Genomic DNA, 15,612 nt, shown 5'->3' on the forward strand with positions numbered 1-15,612 from the left:
CTGATCTAAATAACTAGACTTATAAACCTTAATGGAGAACCTCTCGCTGTAACCAGTTTACACAATTTCTTTGCTTAAATTAAAGCCGGTTAAAATTCCTGGGCTGAAGGGGTTAATCTGGTTCTGGGTTTTTAACAGGTAACGGCCGGAATTTCCATTGACTTCAAATAAAATTTGCAAGCTTGCACTGTCGTTGTTATCAACGAGGACATTCACTTTTTGCAGCATTTTGAAAAATGCCCATGGGCCTTGTTCTTCCAGTTCAAAATGCTCGCCTTCAATCGAATTCAGGCTTAGTTTCGCTCCGGCTTGCGGCCAGATGAAGGAAGTATAGGAATCGCTGCCTTGGGTGTCGGTTAAAATCGTGGAGCCGATAGTGAGTTGCAGGTTTGATACTACTGGATCCAGATTGATTTTTTGCAAGCTGAATTCAATCTTGCTATCCAAAGAGTTATCCGGGAAAAACATATTACTGATTACATTTGCCCGAATCAGTTCATTTAATAATTCAGGTGAAAAAGGCAGTACATAACCATTCATTTCCTTTGCTGTCCATTGCGGATGGGAAGTATCAAGGAATGGTTTGAGGTAATTGTTTACAAAAGTATTCAATTTGCCGTTAGGCGCAAAAAACTGATTAAAATCAGCAAGCGTTACCTCTTCTTTTTCCTGTGAATCTAATGGATAACGGTGGGCGATTGTTTCGATATAACTGTTATATACATTCTGCCTCCATTGCGTATTCAGGTACTCTTTGCTTTCATTAATAAAAATGAACCAGGTATCATCAGCAATCTGTTTTGCCCAGCCTGCAACAGGGTCAGGCAATTGCCGGGCACGGGCATAAATAGCACTCAGCGGATCTGCCGGGTTGTCGCCCTGGAATCTTGCGCGGGTTAAATTGAATACGGTCTGGCCATGATCGTCGACCAGAGATAAGGTTGTAATAAATTTTTCAAGCTCATGAATAGTCTGGGTCAAGTCCTTGCTTGCTGAATCGCTCATCAGGCTTAACGACGTAAATTTATTGGCTATTTTCTGATTAAATAAACCGCTGCTATCAGCTACATCCGGACTGGTATTCTGCTGGATCAGATTAACCAGACTGGCAATCGCGTTATTTTGATATAAGAGCTGGGTAAGCTGTCTTGCCTGCTCATAACCCTGATAATGATGGGGCTGGGTACGCCGGCTGAAATTTTGCCACCAGGTCATATAATCAAAGCAATAAGCTTCTTCCAGTTGCTGTTGAATGTTTGCCAGATCCTGCCTTGCCAGAACCCAGTTTTCCTGTTGCAGCTTATGCGCAATTTGAGGTAACTGTTGAAAGACCTGTTTAAATCCCTCTTTAGTGTAATAAACCGGTAAAGACTTGCTTGCCAGATCAAAGCCATCAATTTTCAGCGGCTGTGTTTCCTGCGGAAAGCTATTTTTCGCTAACGAATAATACAGGTAGGCGGCAGGCAGGGCATTAAGGTAATTACGGGTATCAGTGACTAATTGCCGGCTAATTGTCAGCGGTTGGAACGGTTGTTTTAATGCATTTTTGATCAGGAATAATTCTTTATCGTTAATTGGCCCGGTCTTGCCATCAGGTTGATGGGCATTGAACCAGGTAATAATTTCCGGTTCGGAAAAATGCTCTGGCTCTGCAAGCATTAAATAAATTTTCAGTGCCTGATACCGTTCGGGTTGCGATTGTGAGGGATTGGTTATCACATTTTCAAGGTTTGCAACCAGTTCAGGCAGGAAACTGTCATGCAACTGATGCTGAGTGCTGTTATGTAATTGCGCTTTTAGCCGTTCAATTGCAGATAAAGACAGGATATTGCTGGGTATTAGCCCCAGTTTTTCTTCGGCCTGCGTCAAATGATAAAATGCTGATGCTCTGTTTTCACTTTGATTAATCAGTGTTTCATAGGCTAATAATTCTTTACTTGCCGCATCAAGCAGACGTGATGTTTTGAAGTGTTGATAACCAAGACCAGCCAGAAGTAACGCAGCGCATGATGCTGATATGGCTCCAATCAGTTTATAACGTTGATCCGTACGGGTTGTGCGACGCATGGTTTGTTGCTGAAAAGCCAGCAGGGCGCCCTCAATAAAATATGCCCGATAATTGGTTGCTTGTGGAAAACGATCCTGGACTGTCAGCGAATACTCATGCTGAATCTTTTTATTTAGCTGGTCTATGCTTAAGCCGCCCTGTTCGGCACTGGCGAAATATATTGCCCTGGTTTTAAAATACTGAGGTGATATATTTTGCAAAAGAGCCTGAATGGGAATGCGTAAGCTGGTCAATTGTAATGGAAACTCTCGAATCAATGTCCGTTTGAGGCTTGAACGAGCAGGATGCAGTTTATGAATGATCTGCTGCCCTAAAACTTCAATCATCCGATCAAATTGTACTTTATAATGAGCGGCAAGCTTGGCTCGTTGAGGCGAAAACTCCAGCGAAAATCCCAGTGGTTTTTTTAGTTCAGCTGCATGTTCAAACTGAAAAAACTCACAGAACCCTGCAAGGGTATCAAGTTTGGTGATAATAATCGCCGTATCAACCGCATACCCCAGGGCATGTCCGAACCGGTTAAGCAATTGATTATGCAATTTGCACTGTTCCAGCTGTTGCGAGGGATCGCCAAACAGCAAGTCGCTGCTATCAACCGCCAGCAATATACCACTGATTTTTACATTTTTATGACAACGGTTAAGTTGTTTTAAACTGGAAGCAAGCAGATTTTCGCTTTGGTTCAGCCAGGTTTCACCCAATTCAAGAATGACGCCATTCTGGTTATAAAAAAGATTGGCATTATACTCAGAGCCGATTGAGTAGCGGGTTAATTGGCTTTGATTCAGTAAAGCGGTTTTTCCCTGACCGATTTTTCCCGTCAGCAGAATGAATGACAAGGCATTATTCTGAACTTTTAACTGATTAAAAATCTTTTTTAAAGCATCGCAAATAATTGTTAACGAGTTATCCATTAGTCATCCAGTTTGGCAATTACAGTATGCCCGAACTGGATATTTTTAGCTTGATTATCCAGCAGGACATAACTTAGGGCATAACTTGCAACCAGAACCGCAACCGAGATACAGCCGGCAGCAATTATTGTGCGATAACTTTTTACTGGCTGCATTTCAATTTCAGCTTTTTCAGTATCTTTAAATAAGTGCAGTGGTTTATTGACACGGTGTTGCTGGATCAGTTGAAATAATTCTTCAATCAGATTATCAAGCGCAAGACGGCCATCAGCCTGTTGATGATATTTACCTTCAAAGCCACTGATGAGGCAGTAATAGGCCAGTTCGATAACGTCAAGATATTGGTTTGGCCGTTCCTTGATATAGGCAATCACGTCAAAGAAGCGTTCTTCCGGACCCGTTTCATCATAGGATGAAGGCGTAAACGCGACAAATTCAGGCGCTTTACCGTGCAGACGCAGATAGCATTTGCCTAATAGTTCATCAATCGTTGCGCACAGTAAATAATGGGCAATACAGTCAAGTTCATCGGTATAGTCTTTACCTTCCAGGCGGCTGTGAAAGGCGCGCATTTCATGTTCAATATTATCCCTGATGCTATTAATAGGCGGTACAGAAGGACTGATGCAAAGCCTTTCCATCAACGATAACAAAGGACCTGCTGCTGCAACAAGCGGATTGGTAGTAAAAGGCGCAATAAAAAGTTTGGAACGATAATAGCCCGCAGACACTTTATTCGTGTCTGATAATGACAGTCTGTTGACAAGGGATATTGATAATTGCCCTGCTGTCATAATCCACTCCAAATGAACTGTAACGGTTGACTGAATGTTTCATCATAATGAAGATTTTGATAATACGTGATCTGTAGAATGTTGTCGATAACCAAAATTATGGGAGCTTTGAAGTTTGATTCAAGCGCTCCATTGGCAGGTGAGTGTATTGGCATTTTTGAGAATAAAGTGCACAATATGATTTGCTCAGTCGACTTAAATTCTGGAATATTGCATTATGTTTGCCAAATTGATTCTTGCTTTAACGCCAATGGTATTAGCTTTGCCGCTCGCAATGGATTTATATGTACCGGCAATAGCCCATATGACCCAGGAATTTCAGGCGACAGATACCCAGATGCTGTTAACCCTGAACTGGTTTATGCTTACTTCTGGATTGATGCAATTGGTGATAGGGCCGGTTTCCGACCATTATGGCCGCCGTAAAACAGCCCTGGTCATCATTGCCTGTTTTGCCGTTGCATCATTATGCTGCGGATTAAGTACGACAGTGTGGCAATTATTGTTTTTTCGTATTCTGCAAGCTGTTGGTTCGTGCGGCATGATGGTGATTGGTTTTGCAATTGTGCGTGATTGTTATGCTGGAGATGAAAGCGCCAAGGCATACAGTTTTCTCAATGGTATGATTTCGTTTTCACCCATCTTTGCGACTTTTATCGGCAGTTATCTTGATTTGTATTTGGGGTGGTCTTATACGTTCTGGATTCTTTTATTTATTGCCGGCGCTGCTTTTTATACTATGGGAGCCTGGCTGGAAGAAACCCTGCCGGCGAATAAACGCACGCCCTTATCCGGCAAACTTTTTAAGCAATATCTGACTGTAATCCGTAATGAGGATTTTACTGTTTATAATCTCGCTTCAGCGTTTGGGCATTGCTATCTTTATTTATTCTGTGCTTTATCGCCTTACCTGATTATGCGCTGTCTTGGTATACCGCAAACCCAATATGGTTTTTATTTCTGTTTTATGGGGATCTCATTACTGATCGGCAGTTTTATTGGTGGGCTGGTGGTCGAGCGTATCGGTATTTTCAAGACTTGTATCGCCGGTTATTTAATTACCCTGGCAGGCGGTCTGTGGATGTGGATCTGGTATCTTTATTATGGTTTGAGTGTCCATAATTTTGTTTATCCTATGCTGCTGATTGGGATGGGCGGCACATTCTGTATGGGCGCTGGATCAGGCGGCGCGATGGAGCCGTTTGAGGAGGCCAAGGGAACAGCAGCGGCAGCGTGCGGAGCCAGCCGTTTCTTCTTCGCTGGCATAGCCGGGTATTTTCTGATTAACAAAACAGTTACGTCCACGTTGCCGCTAGCTGTTCCAGCTGTCTTGTTCAGCTTGATCGGGTTAGCAAGCCTTGCCTGTTTTTATCGCGAAAAATGGACGGTTACACAGCCATCTGTTTGATTGTCACGAAGTATGCCTTGAAACAACGTCGTGACAATCGGCTGCAAAATTACGTTAACTTCCGATTTGATAGACTACCGAAAACAACAAATTGTGGCTGTCCATCCGGTTGGAGATACTGACGTTTGCTATACCTGTTGCATTATAGATTTGCGTGGTAGTACGGCCGGTATTTTGATAAAGATAATTTAATCGGCCTTTGAGATTGGATAACAAAGGAAATGCAATGCCCGCGCCTGCTTCGAACGCGAATTTGGCATTACTGTGTCCGGATGTTTTCATACGGCCTTCTTCTGCTACATCTGAATATGCCGGATAATCATGATAATCAAGGCGGGCATAAGAGGCACCGACACCCAGTACAACTACCGGTGAAATCGCTTTATAGAATGGTTTTAGCAATGCTTCTGCCTCAATAAAACCGTTGTAGACATTCCCGCCCATATTGTAATTGTAATTATTAAATAACCAATCGTCATATTGCAGCACCGCGCCAGTGAAATTGGCTCGTTGGTAATAAAGCGCCGGGCCGATACTTAAGCCTTGAAGGTAAGTATTCTGGTAAACCGGTTTTTTCAGTGCGACGCCAAACATGGGAGCATGTCGGCTAGTGCGCTGGATCATGCGATCGGTTTCAAGTTCGGTAACTACATATTGGAGATTTTTGGTACCCGATTCGTATTGATAGATACCAAAAGAACCGCTCAGCAGCCAGTCAGTGAAATAACCGGCGCTATTCGCATAAGCTGTGAGCGGTAACAACATAGTTGCTGTAAATGCCTGTTTTAGCACCTTAGTCCTTGTGCGCATTTCTATCCTTAAAAGCGTATTACCCAACTTTTTATTAAAACATATTTACTGCTGGTTGTTCAACAACCCACAACCAATGCGAGCGCCGCCACCGCCAAGAGGAGGGGTATCACTGTAATTATCGCCGCCTTGATGAATCATCAATGCCAGATCTTTTAAATCGCTGGTTTTCAGACGCGGCGCCAGTAATGGTGTATTGGCTGTTCCATCAAGGCTGAATAATACCGGCAAATCGCCTAAATGACCTTCCCCGTAAGGGCCCTGGTGGCTATTCGTGTGTTTGGGATCATAATGCCCGCCGGCAGCCATCCCGGCATCGCTGCAATTCGCAGTCTGGTGCAGATGAAAACCATGTGCGCCCACCGGCAAACCATTGAGGTTAGGTTTAATCAGCAGGCCATACGGCGTATCGCTGAACACAACTGTGCCCAAGGCCGTTTTATTATTGTCTGTACTGTAGACCATTGTTGTGATGTCGGCCGCAATAGTTTGCGTTGCCAATAATAATGAACCCATCAGCATGCTATATTTCATAGTCATATCATTACCTCCTTAATGTTGTTCAAAATATTCCGATTCAACGCCATAAATAGAACAAGCAAGTAATTTATTGGATTTCTTTTCCCAATCTGGCTTACTGAGTACTTCGATGGCATTCTGGTAACCGGTTTCCATACGCAAATTGACTACCGAGCGAATAAAATTATAGTCTTTGAACGAGTGCGAAAAGGGTGTGCCATTGTAAATCACATGCACCACGCTAAACCGTTTGGCGTGACCTAAATCAAGGATTTGTTGTACGCGAGGATCTTTTCTGGCCTCAGGGGTTAATTTCTCGCCTAAAAACTGAATTGCTGCCTGTAAATTCTGTCGGCTGGTATAAACATTGGTTAACCGGCGTGAATGGCTGGCATAGCGGATATCTTTCTGACGCTCATCGACCTGATCCAGGGTATGTGGTAAATGGCCTTTCAGGCTGAAGCAGTCAACGACAAAACACAAGGTATCCAGTTCCGGCAGAGCGTCCAGAACCGTAACCAGCGGCGTGTTGGCATAAATGCCGCCGTCCCAGTAATAGTCTTCACCGATTTTAATTGCCGGCAACCCGGGCGGTAAAGCGCCGCTTGCCATGATATGTTCCGGTGTAATGGTCATTAACTGATTATTAAAAAACTCCATCTCGCCAGTGGCAATATTAACCGCTCCGAGGCAGAGAGTGACTTCTTTGCTATTGATGCGATCAAAGTCAATCAGATTTTCAAGCGTGCTGCGTAACTCGGAGGTATCATAATAACTGAGCTTGTCCGGTGTATCGTTAGTAAATAAACCGGGCGGCATGATACGTGGTTTAAAAAAACCGTCAACGCCATGCATTATGGTATGAAAAGCGCCTGACTGGTTATGAAGATGATGGGCAATATCATTATTACCAAGGCTTTGGCACAGGAAGTCAGACCAGAGTTTAGGCGTAATCGTATTCCAAAAGGTTAATAATTTATCAATTTGCTGACCAGGCGGATTCCCGGCAATAATAGAACTATTGATTGCGCCGATTGATACGCCGGCAAGAAAATTCGGAACATAGCCGCGCTCGTGGATTGCCTTATAGGCGCCTACCTGGTAAGCGCCCAGGGCGCCGCCACCCTGAAAAACGCAGGCGATACGATCATAGTGCTGCTTTTCCTGTAGGCAATCGGCCGGTTTGTTTATGTGAGACAGCGCTTTTTTAACATGTTTTTTCGCCTTTTTGGCGTTATTTTGTTTTGCCATAATAATGTTCCTGCGTCCTGCATTACATTAGTATATAGCGGATTAATAATATTTGCGCGTAAAAAAGCTGCCAGCCTTAAACATAAGTTGCTACTGCCGCCATTAATAAAAAGCCGATAATCACAAAACTGTAATCACGCAGGTTGCAGCAACGTTCAACCATGACACAGCGCTCAAGTCCATGCAGAGTGCCAAGATACAGGAACGTACCTGCTGACGCGGCAATCAGGATTGGGTCAAATAAGGAGTTGGTTTCTATACCGCGGCCAAAATACCAGCCGATAAAAATACCAAGCGGGGTCATCATGCTGAATGAAAGAAAGAAAATCAGGCTTTGTGCGCGGCTTAATGAACTTTTGTTGAGCTGGACTGCAATGGCAAAGCTTTCAGCCCATTTATGGGTAATAATCGCCAGAAACAGCATAATAACTACTGAATTGCTGTGATTGACCCCAAGTGCCGCTCCCAGCATTAAGGAGTGAATTGAAAGCATTGCCCAGGCTAAAATCGCAAAGGACGGATGGGTGGTATCGTTATGATGATACAGTTCTTTTCCCAGATGCTCAAACCAGAGAAAAAATAAAAAGACCGCGCCAGTAATGATAAAGGCAAAAGGATAATGGTAGCCTTCAGCAGTAAATAAGGAATTAGCCTCCGGCAGCATATGCAATAAAGCAGCGCCCAGAAACACACCGGTTGCCAATGTCTCACCGATGGGGAAATCAATGTGATCTTCATTTTCAAGGCGCTTTTTAAAAGGATACCAGCCTGCTGACAGAATAACGGCAACGATGGCAATAGCAAACACTAATTTTAATGACGAGGCCGTAGCCAACAGGTTTATTTCATTCATACCGTATTTACAGGTTGCTGATTCAGGAAGTGAATAATATTTTCACAGACGGTATTAAGCAAGCGTTTTCTTGCAGCAACGCTCGCCCAGTGCAACAATATCAGGTTTGCTCATTTGTTATAACCTTTACCTTATTGTAAATTCTGATTTCAACAATATCGGGGTACGCTGCCAGTTCAGATTGTATCTGCTGATATACAGGCAAGCTTTCAGCAGTCAATTGTTGACAGATTAAGTCGATTCGCAATTTCCCATCATGATAATGCAGATTCCAGGACATGATCTCGGGAAACAGCGTTTTCCAGTGGGTAAACAGTTTGTCCTCAAGTTCCTGACGGTTGGGCAGGTGATATGACGGGCAGTTTTCTTCATCGTCTTCCGGATCAACATGGACGGTAACGTCTTCAACATGCTGCATTTTGTTGATCAGAGCGCGGTGGACATGTTGCGCGACATAATGGCCTTCCGAAACGGAAAGATAGGGTGCAACCTGGATATGAACATCGACAAAAATATCATGTCCCATAAACCGGCTGCGTAGCTGGTGGATTTTTTTTACACCTTTGACCTGTTTGATAATATTTTCGATTTCTTCCAGAGTCTTAGGATCAGCTGCGGTATCAACCAGTTCCTTGACGCTGTTCCAGGCATAATCTACTCCCATTTTTATGATCATGGCACCGACAATAACTGCGGCAATCGCATCAAAATAAATATAGCCGGCCAGACTGGCTGCAAGGCCGATAACAACGACAATCGATGAGGCAGCATCAGAACGGTGGTGCCAGGCATTGGCAATGACCAACGCCGATTTTATTTTTTCACCCACATGCCTGGTGTAATGAAATAACGCTTCATTGGCTAATATCGAAAAGACGGCAATGGGAAGCGCAATCCAGCCTGGTTTATCATGACTGGCATGGATTAATTCATCACAGGCATCCCATGCAATGCCGATACCGGCCAGGATCAGAAGCAAAGATAACAGTAAGGTTGCCGCAGTTTCGATGCGCTGATGGCCATATGGGTGTGAGTCGTCCGCATCCTGGCTGCCGTATTTGGACGCGAACAGCACCATGGCATCGGTTAACAGATCCGAGATTGAATGAAACCCGTCTGCTACGAGGGCGTGCGAGTGAAACCAGAAACCGCCAACGAGTTTGATTATGCCCAGGAGAGCATTCATCGCAGCGCCAATCAAGGTAATTTTTTTTGCTTGCCAATAGCGTTCCGAGCTGGCCATTATTTAACGGTATGGTTAAAAAACAATTTGTTATGGTAGCAATATCAGATTATCCATGCAATCGTTTGCTTTTGCCAAACGACCCAGCCTAACCTTGCAAAAACTGTTCAAACTCACCTAGCCAACGCTTGGCAATAGTTTGCGCCAGTACCGGATCATCTTGAACCAATTGCTTGGCTGTTACACCCACCGCAGGTAATAAATAGCCGTCACGCTGCAAGTTGGCGATTTTAAACTGTCGATAACCAGTCTGCCGTGTGCCCAACACTTCACCGGCACCTCGAAGCTGTAAATCCTTTTCTGCAATTACAAACCCATCTGTGGTGGCTCGCATTACCCGTAATCGCTCCGAGCCAACCTGCGACAACGGATTTTGGTATAAAAGCAGGCAATGCGACACGGTATGCCCACGGCCAACCCGGCCGCGTAATTGATGCAACTGCGCGAGTCCAAGGCGTTCGGCATTTTCGATGATCATCAGGCTGGCATTGGGTACATCAACGCCGACTTCAATAACCGTAGTTGCAACCAGCAAATCCAGTTCCCCTCCTTTGAACGCTGCCATAGTCGCTTCTTTTTCAACAGGTTTCATCCGGCCATGTACCAGACCTACGCGGGCATGGAGAAGTTGTTGCTGCAGCGTTTCAGCCGTTAAGGTTGCTGCCGTGCATTGCAGTTTTTCCGATTCTTCAATAAGGGTACATACCCAGTATGCCTGGCAGCCGGTGCTGATTGCACTGCTTAAGCGCTCAATTATCAATTCGCGTTTGTCCTGATTAATGACTACGGTATTAACCGGTGTTCGGCCTGGTGGTAATTCATTAATAATTGAAATATCCAGATGAGCAAATTGAGTCATGGCCAACGTGCGGGGGATAGGGGTCGCGGTCATTAATAATTGATGCGGCGTTAAGCCGTCTTTCTGGCCTTTTTGTTGTAACAGCAAGCGCTGCTCTACGCCAAAACGATGTTGTTCATCAATGATAACCACTCCGAGCTTATGAAATTCTACCGATTCCTGAAATAATGCATGGGTGCCGATTAACAGCTGGCATTCATTATTTAACACTTTTTCCAATGTTTCCCGACGTTCACGGATTTTCATTTTTCCGCTTAAACGGCCGCATTGAATGCCCAAGGGCTCGAACCAACGGGCAAAGTTTATGGCGTGTTGTTCGCTTAATAGTTCTGTCGGCGCCATCAAGGCGGCCTGATAGCCGTTTCCTATGGCTTGCAAGGCCGCAATCGCTGCAACAGTCGTTTTGCCGCAGCCGACATCTCCCTGAACCAGACGCAGCATGGGTTTATTTTGATTCAAATCTGCAATAATTTCGTCAGCCACGCGCTGCTGGGCACTGGTTAACGCAAAAGGCAACAGATTGGTAAACCGGTTTTGCAGTTCCGGTTGCGGCGGAATTATGGGCGCTTGTAATCGAGTGCGTTCCTTTCGGGCAAATTGCATACTCAGACGCTGGGCAACCAGTTCATCAAATACCATGCGTTGCAGAGCCGGGTGTTTGCCTTCCTCCAGTGCCTGAATGGAAATATCTGGCGGTGGATTGTGGAGTAGATTGACGGCATCGGCCAGCGGAGGAAAATTATTTTGCTGCAATTGTTGGGAGCTTAACCACTCAAGTTCAGCCAGTGCCGGCGTTACCTGATCCAGGGCTATTTTTACCAGTTGTCTGAGCCGGGATTGCGTGAGGCCTTCAGTGACGGGATAAATTGGAGTTAAGGTTTCCTCCATTACTAACTGACCGTCATCACTCAATAAACGATATTCAGGATGAATCATTTCGAGCTGATTGGCGAATTCACGCACCTCACCAAAGGCACGAATCCCGGTTGATTCATTTAAGGATTTAACCTGCTGTTTGTTGAAGTGAAAAAAGCGTAAGCGAATGATCCCGGTTTTATCTTCCACATAACAATAGAGCATCATCCGTTTGCCGTATTTCACTTCGGTTTTACAGACCTGTCCCGCAATGACGCAGTAGTCATTGACCCGCAGATCACGCACAGGCGTAATTCGTGTCCTGTCCTGATAGCGATAGGGCAAATGAAACAGTAAATCGGCAATAGTATGGATGCCGCATTTTGCCAGTTTTCCTGCCAGAGCAGGTCCAACACCTGGAAGTGTTTCACAAGATTGAGACAGCACGGTATGATATGTTGAATTGAAAGTATTGATAATAGCAGGAAATTTGCCGGTTGGGTCATTTCGGCCAACAAAAGTTGGTTGAAGAATTGTGGAGCAGGGTTATGAACAGGACAGTTTCTTTTACTGCGGGTGTGGTTTTAGTCTGGATTATCGGCTACCTGTTATTTGTTGGCCGCAGCATGCTGATCCCGATTGTAATCGCCATTTTTATCTGGCACTTGTTAAATACCATTGACGCTTCAGTCCACAAAATACCCTGGGTGGGTAAACGGCTGAACGGTAGTTTGGGGATGATTTTTGCATTGCTGGTTGTCGTCGTTTTTGTGCGGGTTTTAATCAGCATTATCGGCGATAATGTGAACGAAGTTATCGCCGCGTCTTCCCGTTATCAGGAAAATCTGATGGCAATTTTTGACAAAGTGGATAACTATTTTCATATCAAGATTCTGGCCAATTTTGACAGTTTCCTTAAAAGCTTAAGCGTGCAGAATATTCTGGTAAATATTTACGCGGTATTTACTTCGATTACCGGTTCTGCAGTTCTTATCACGTTATATGTGGTCTTCCTGTTCGTTGAACAGCATTATTTTCGCCAGAAATTAAATGCCCTGTTCCCGCAGGCAGAGCATAGAGAATTGGTCAACAATATTATTAATCATATTGTCAAAGACACGCAAACTTACTTGGGAATCAAGTCATTGCTTAGCCTGGTTACCGCGATCTCCAGCTGGATAATTATGAAATTTGTCGGTCTTGATTTTGCCGAGTTCTGGGCATTGCTGATTTTCTTCCTGAATTATATTCCCAATATCGGTGCAATTATCGCTACAGCCTTTCCGGCATTATTGGCTCTGATTCAGTTTGACGGTTGGCTGCCGTTTTTTGTGGTGACTTCCGGAATCGTAACGGTTCAGTTCATAGCTGGTAATCTGATTGAACCACGCTTTTTAAGTAAATCATTAAATTTAAGTCCGCTGGTTATTTTGTTTGCTTTGGCGCTATGGGGAGCCATCTGGGGAATTCTGGGCATGTTTTTATCAGTGCCGATTACGGTCATGATGATGATAGTTTTTGCCCATTTTGACAAGACCAAGCCGATTGCGATTATGTTGTCGCAGGATGGTTATATCCAGAAAGCTTATGAGAAAATAGAGCGTAGTCATTGAGTCTTGTACTGGCTGTAAGCTGGGTGAGTTATTTGCCATATCGGCTCAATACATACGAGCCTATGTTGTTGGCAACTTCTTCTTCGGCAAAAAATACTTTGTTGTGAATCTCTTTCTGCAAGGCTACCGTGTCTGCTTCATTATGAGTACGGATAACGATTTCAATTTCCGGGTTAAGTTGGCGTGCGCATTTGATCATCTGACTAATGTGTATGGTATTGGGAATCACAATCATGAGCAGATCAGCGCGGGCAATATGAGCCTGAACCAGGACCGTTGGTTCCGAAGCGTCGCCATAAACAGCTGGTATCCCCGAGGCGCGTAATCGTTCTATCAATTCCCGGTTTTCGTCTACAACCACATAAGGAACACCTTTTGTTGACAACAACTGGGCTACCCGTTTTCCGACCCGGCCATAGCCGACTAACACAACTTGTCCGGCAAGGTACTCAGCGCTGGTTGTCATTGGCAGCTCCGCTAACGGATCACTAGAGCGCTCAAATATCCTGCTTAAAGAAGCATGTGAGCGGGTCCAGTTTTGAATAGGCTGGATTAACCGGAATAATAATGGATTGATTGCGATTGAGATCAAGGCGCCAGCAAGGATATAACTTCTTCCTTCAACCGGAAGAATATTGAAACGGACCCCCAGTTCGGCAAGAATAAAAGAAAATTCGCCAATTTGGGCGAGACTGACTGAGACGATTAAAGCGGAGCGTAAAGGATAGCGAAAAAGCAGGACCAAGACAAATGCTGCGATTGATTTGCCAATAATGATAATTGCAACCACGGCCAGGATTTGTAGTGGATGTTTTGTTAATACCGATGGATCAAATAACATACCGACTGATACAAAGAACAGTACTGCAAACGCATCCCGCAGAGGCAGAGATTCTTCCGCTGCCCGGTGACTGTAAGAGGATTCCCGCAAAATCATCCCGGCAAAAAAAGCGCCAAGCGCGAACGATACGCCAAACAGCATGGCAGCGCCATAAGCAATGCTGACTGCGGCGGCGATAATACACAAAGTAAATAGTTCGCGGGACCCGGTGCGGATGATTTGTACCAGTAATTTTGGAAATAACCGCCTGCCAACCAGAAGCATTAAAGCAATAAATGTTGTTACTTTGATGAACGTGAATCCCAGAACCGTCCATAGCGGCTTGCCAGCTTCTGCTGGCGGCGTATTCCCGCCAAGCCATTGGGAGAGCGGCGGCAGCAGAACCAATACAATAATCATCGCCAGGTCTTCGACGACCAGCCAGCCAACCGCAATATGACCATTGATTGAGTCCAGCGCACCGCGCTCTTCCAGCGCCCGCAACAAGACCACAGTACTTGCTACTGATAACGAAAGGCCAAAAATCAATGCGCTTCCTATCGGCCATCCCCACATCATTGCAACACTGGAACCAAGTGCCGTGGCGACAGCCATTTGGACAATAGCGCCCGGTATGGCGATTTTGCGTACCTGCAATAAATCATTCAATGAAAAATGTAATCCAACCCCAAACATCAATAGCATGACGCCAATTTCAGCCAGTTCCTGAGCAATTTCGACATTGGCAAATATGCCGGGGGTAAATGGGCCAATGACAATCCCGGCAAGTAAATAACCAACTAACGCAGGCAGCTTAAGCCGAACAGCGATAAATCCCAGCACAAGTGCGAGAGCAAATGCCGATGCAATCGTTGTTATCAGTGGAATGGAATGATGCATTCAAATTCGCTCCTGCAAATTTCTCATGAATAACTTTCTTATGCCCGCTCAGGCGCACAGATACTGTCATTCCCGCGAAGGCGGGAATCCATGTCTCAAGTTAGCTCTTTACCTTGTTTGATGGATGGATCCCCGCCTTCGCGGGGATGACAAATTTTCTTAGCTTAATGGCAGTGCCGCTCAGTCGGGCATACGTCCATCAAAATACTCCAATACCTAAATTATATATTAATGCCAACAAGTTAGTATAAGTATAGCTTAGTAAGAAATTTTACTCACCCGGATAAATCACCGAATTTTTATGCTCCCCACCCCAAATTTCCTCCTCACTCAAAGTGGTTTCTATCAACTCAATAGGCATGCCTGAATCCATAACCATTGCTACTTTAAAACCGGCGAATGGCTCATAAGGCTGCATAAATACTGCTTTTCCCTGTATTGCCTGTTGCAAATCGTCTACCACAAAAGCGACATGAGTCATAGTTTGTATCAGCGGATGCAAGGGGCATCCTTCTTCAAAACGGTGATATTGCACGCGAAACTCACTATTTTCGCCGCCGCTGGTATACATTTTGAATGTTGAACTATATCGCTCGCCTTTTCTTGGTTCTGCCGTTGGAATACCAATATGATGGAAGCGATAAGCAGTCGTTTTAACAGTCATAATTTTTCTCCTATGTAGTAAAGTTAATTATATAAGAAACA

General features: G+C 44.7%; 12 protein-coding genes. 2 read left to right on the forward strand and 10 right to left on the reverse strand.

Annotation, left to right across the window (positions count from 1 at the left end; all coding sequences use genetic code 11):
* Positions 1 to 57 precede the first annotated feature (57 nt).
* Together icmF and icmH are read right to left on the reverse strand one after the other, a co-directional pair.
* Positions 58 to 2,982, reverse strand: a complete 2,925-nt coding sequence (icmF, locus tag ACFORL_RS05390) for a type IVB secretion system protein IcmF (RefSeq protein ID WP_382341861.1) — start codon at positions 2,980 to 2,982, stop codon at positions 58 to 60.
* Complete coding sequence (gene icmH, locus ACFORL_RS05395; protein ID WP_382341863.1) at positions 2,982 to 3,776, reverse strand: type IVB secretion system protein IcmH/DotU; 795 nt, start codon at positions 3,774 to 3,776, stop codon at positions 2,982 to 2,984. The genes icmF and icmH overlap by 1 nt, the downstream gene beginning before the upstream one ends.
* Before the next feature lie 217 nt (positions 3,777 to 3,993).
* On the opposite strand from icmH, the gene ACFORL_RS05400 reads away from it, so the two are divergent.
* On the forward strand, positions 3,994 to 5,184 hold the full coding sequence (locus ACFORL_RS05400) for a multidrug effflux MFS transporter (RefSeq protein ID WP_382341865.1): 1,191 nt from the start codon (positions 3,994 to 3,996) through the stop codon (positions 5,182 to 5,184).
* Between the two features lie 54 nt (positions 5,185 to 5,238).
* Here ACFORL_RS05400 and ACFORL_RS05405 read toward each other — a convergent pair whose 3' ends face one another.
* The 6 genes from ACFORL_RS05405 to recG all read right to left on the reverse strand — a co-directional run bounded on the left by ACFORL_RS05405 (position 5,239) and on the right by recG (position 12,021).
* Positions 5,239 to 5,994, reverse strand: coding sequence for an outer membrane protein (locus ACFORL_RS05405; RefSeq protein ID WP_382341867.1), 756 nt, complete (start codon positions 5,992 to 5,994; stop codon positions 5,239 to 5,241).
* 45 nt (positions 5,995 to 6,039) lie between these two features.
* The gene (locus ACFORL_RS05410) at positions 6,040 to 6,534 is read right to left on the reverse strand and encodes a superoxide dismutase family protein (protein WP_382341869.1); all 495 of its coding nucleotides are present in this window, start codon (positions 6,532 to 6,534) and stop codon (positions 6,040 to 6,042) included.
* Between the two features lie 12 nt (positions 6,535 to 6,546).
* The gene (locus ACFORL_RS05415; RefSeq protein ID WP_382341871.1) at positions 6,547 to 7,764 is read right to left on the reverse strand and encodes a patatin-like phospholipase family protein; all 1,218 of its coding nucleotides are present in this window, start codon (positions 7,762 to 7,764) and stop codon (positions 6,547 to 6,549) included.
* 76 nt (positions 7,765 to 7,840) lie between these two features.
* On the reverse strand, positions 7,841 to 8,599 hold the full coding sequence (locus ACFORL_RS05420; RefSeq protein WP_382341977.1) for a ZIP family metal transporter: 759 nt from the start codon (positions 8,597 to 8,599) through the stop codon (positions 7,841 to 7,843).
* Positions 8,600 to 8,717: 118 nt separating this feature from the next.
* Complete coding sequence (locus tag ACFORL_RS05425; protein WP_382341873.1) at positions 8,718 to 9,860, reverse strand: cation diffusion facilitator family transporter; 1,143 nt, start codon at positions 9,858 to 9,860, stop codon at positions 8,718 to 8,720.
* 88 nt (positions 9,861 to 9,948) lie between these two features.
* On the reverse strand, positions 9,949 to 12,021 hold the full coding sequence (gene recG / locus ACFORL_RS05430; RefSeq protein ID WP_382341875.1) for an ATP-dependent DNA helicase RecG: 2,073 nt from the start codon (positions 12,019 to 12,021) through the stop codon (positions 9,949 to 9,951).
* A 101-nt stretch (positions 12,022 to 12,122) separates the two neighbouring features.
* Between recG and ACFORL_RS05435 the strand changes: the two genes are divergently transcribed.
* Positions 12,123 to 13,187 carry an AI-2E family transporter gene (locus tag ACFORL_RS05435; protein WP_382341877.1) on the forward strand — a complete coding sequence of 355 codons (1,065 nt, stop codon included), beginning with the start codon at positions 12,123 to 12,125 and terminating at the stop codon, positions 13,185 to 13,187.
* A gap of 28 nt (positions 13,188 to 13,215) precedes the next feature.
* Here ACFORL_RS05435 and ybaL read toward each other — a convergent pair whose 3' ends face one another.
* Both ybaL and ACFORL_RS05445 read right to left on the reverse strand, forming a co-directional pair.
* A complete protein-coding gene (gene ybaL / locus ACFORL_RS05440; RefSeq protein ID WP_382341879.1) occupies positions 13,216 to 14,907 on the reverse strand; it encodes a YbaL family putative K(+) efflux transporter in 1,692 nt (563 codons plus the stop codon).
* Positions 14,908 to 15,178: 271 nt separating this feature from the next.
* Positions 15,179 to 15,571 carry a VOC family protein gene (locus tag ACFORL_RS05445; RefSeq protein WP_382341881.1) on the reverse strand — a complete coding sequence of 131 codons (393 nt, stop codon included), beginning with the start codon at positions 15,569 to 15,571 and terminating at the stop codon, positions 15,179 to 15,181.
* Between the last annotated feature and the right edge of the window lie 41 nt (positions 15,572 to 15,612).

Source organism: Legionella dresdenensis (assembly GCF_042649825.1).
GTDB classification, from domain to species: Bacteria; Pseudomonadota; Gammaproteobacteria; order Legionellales; family Legionellaceae; genus Legionella_C; species Legionella_C dresdenensis.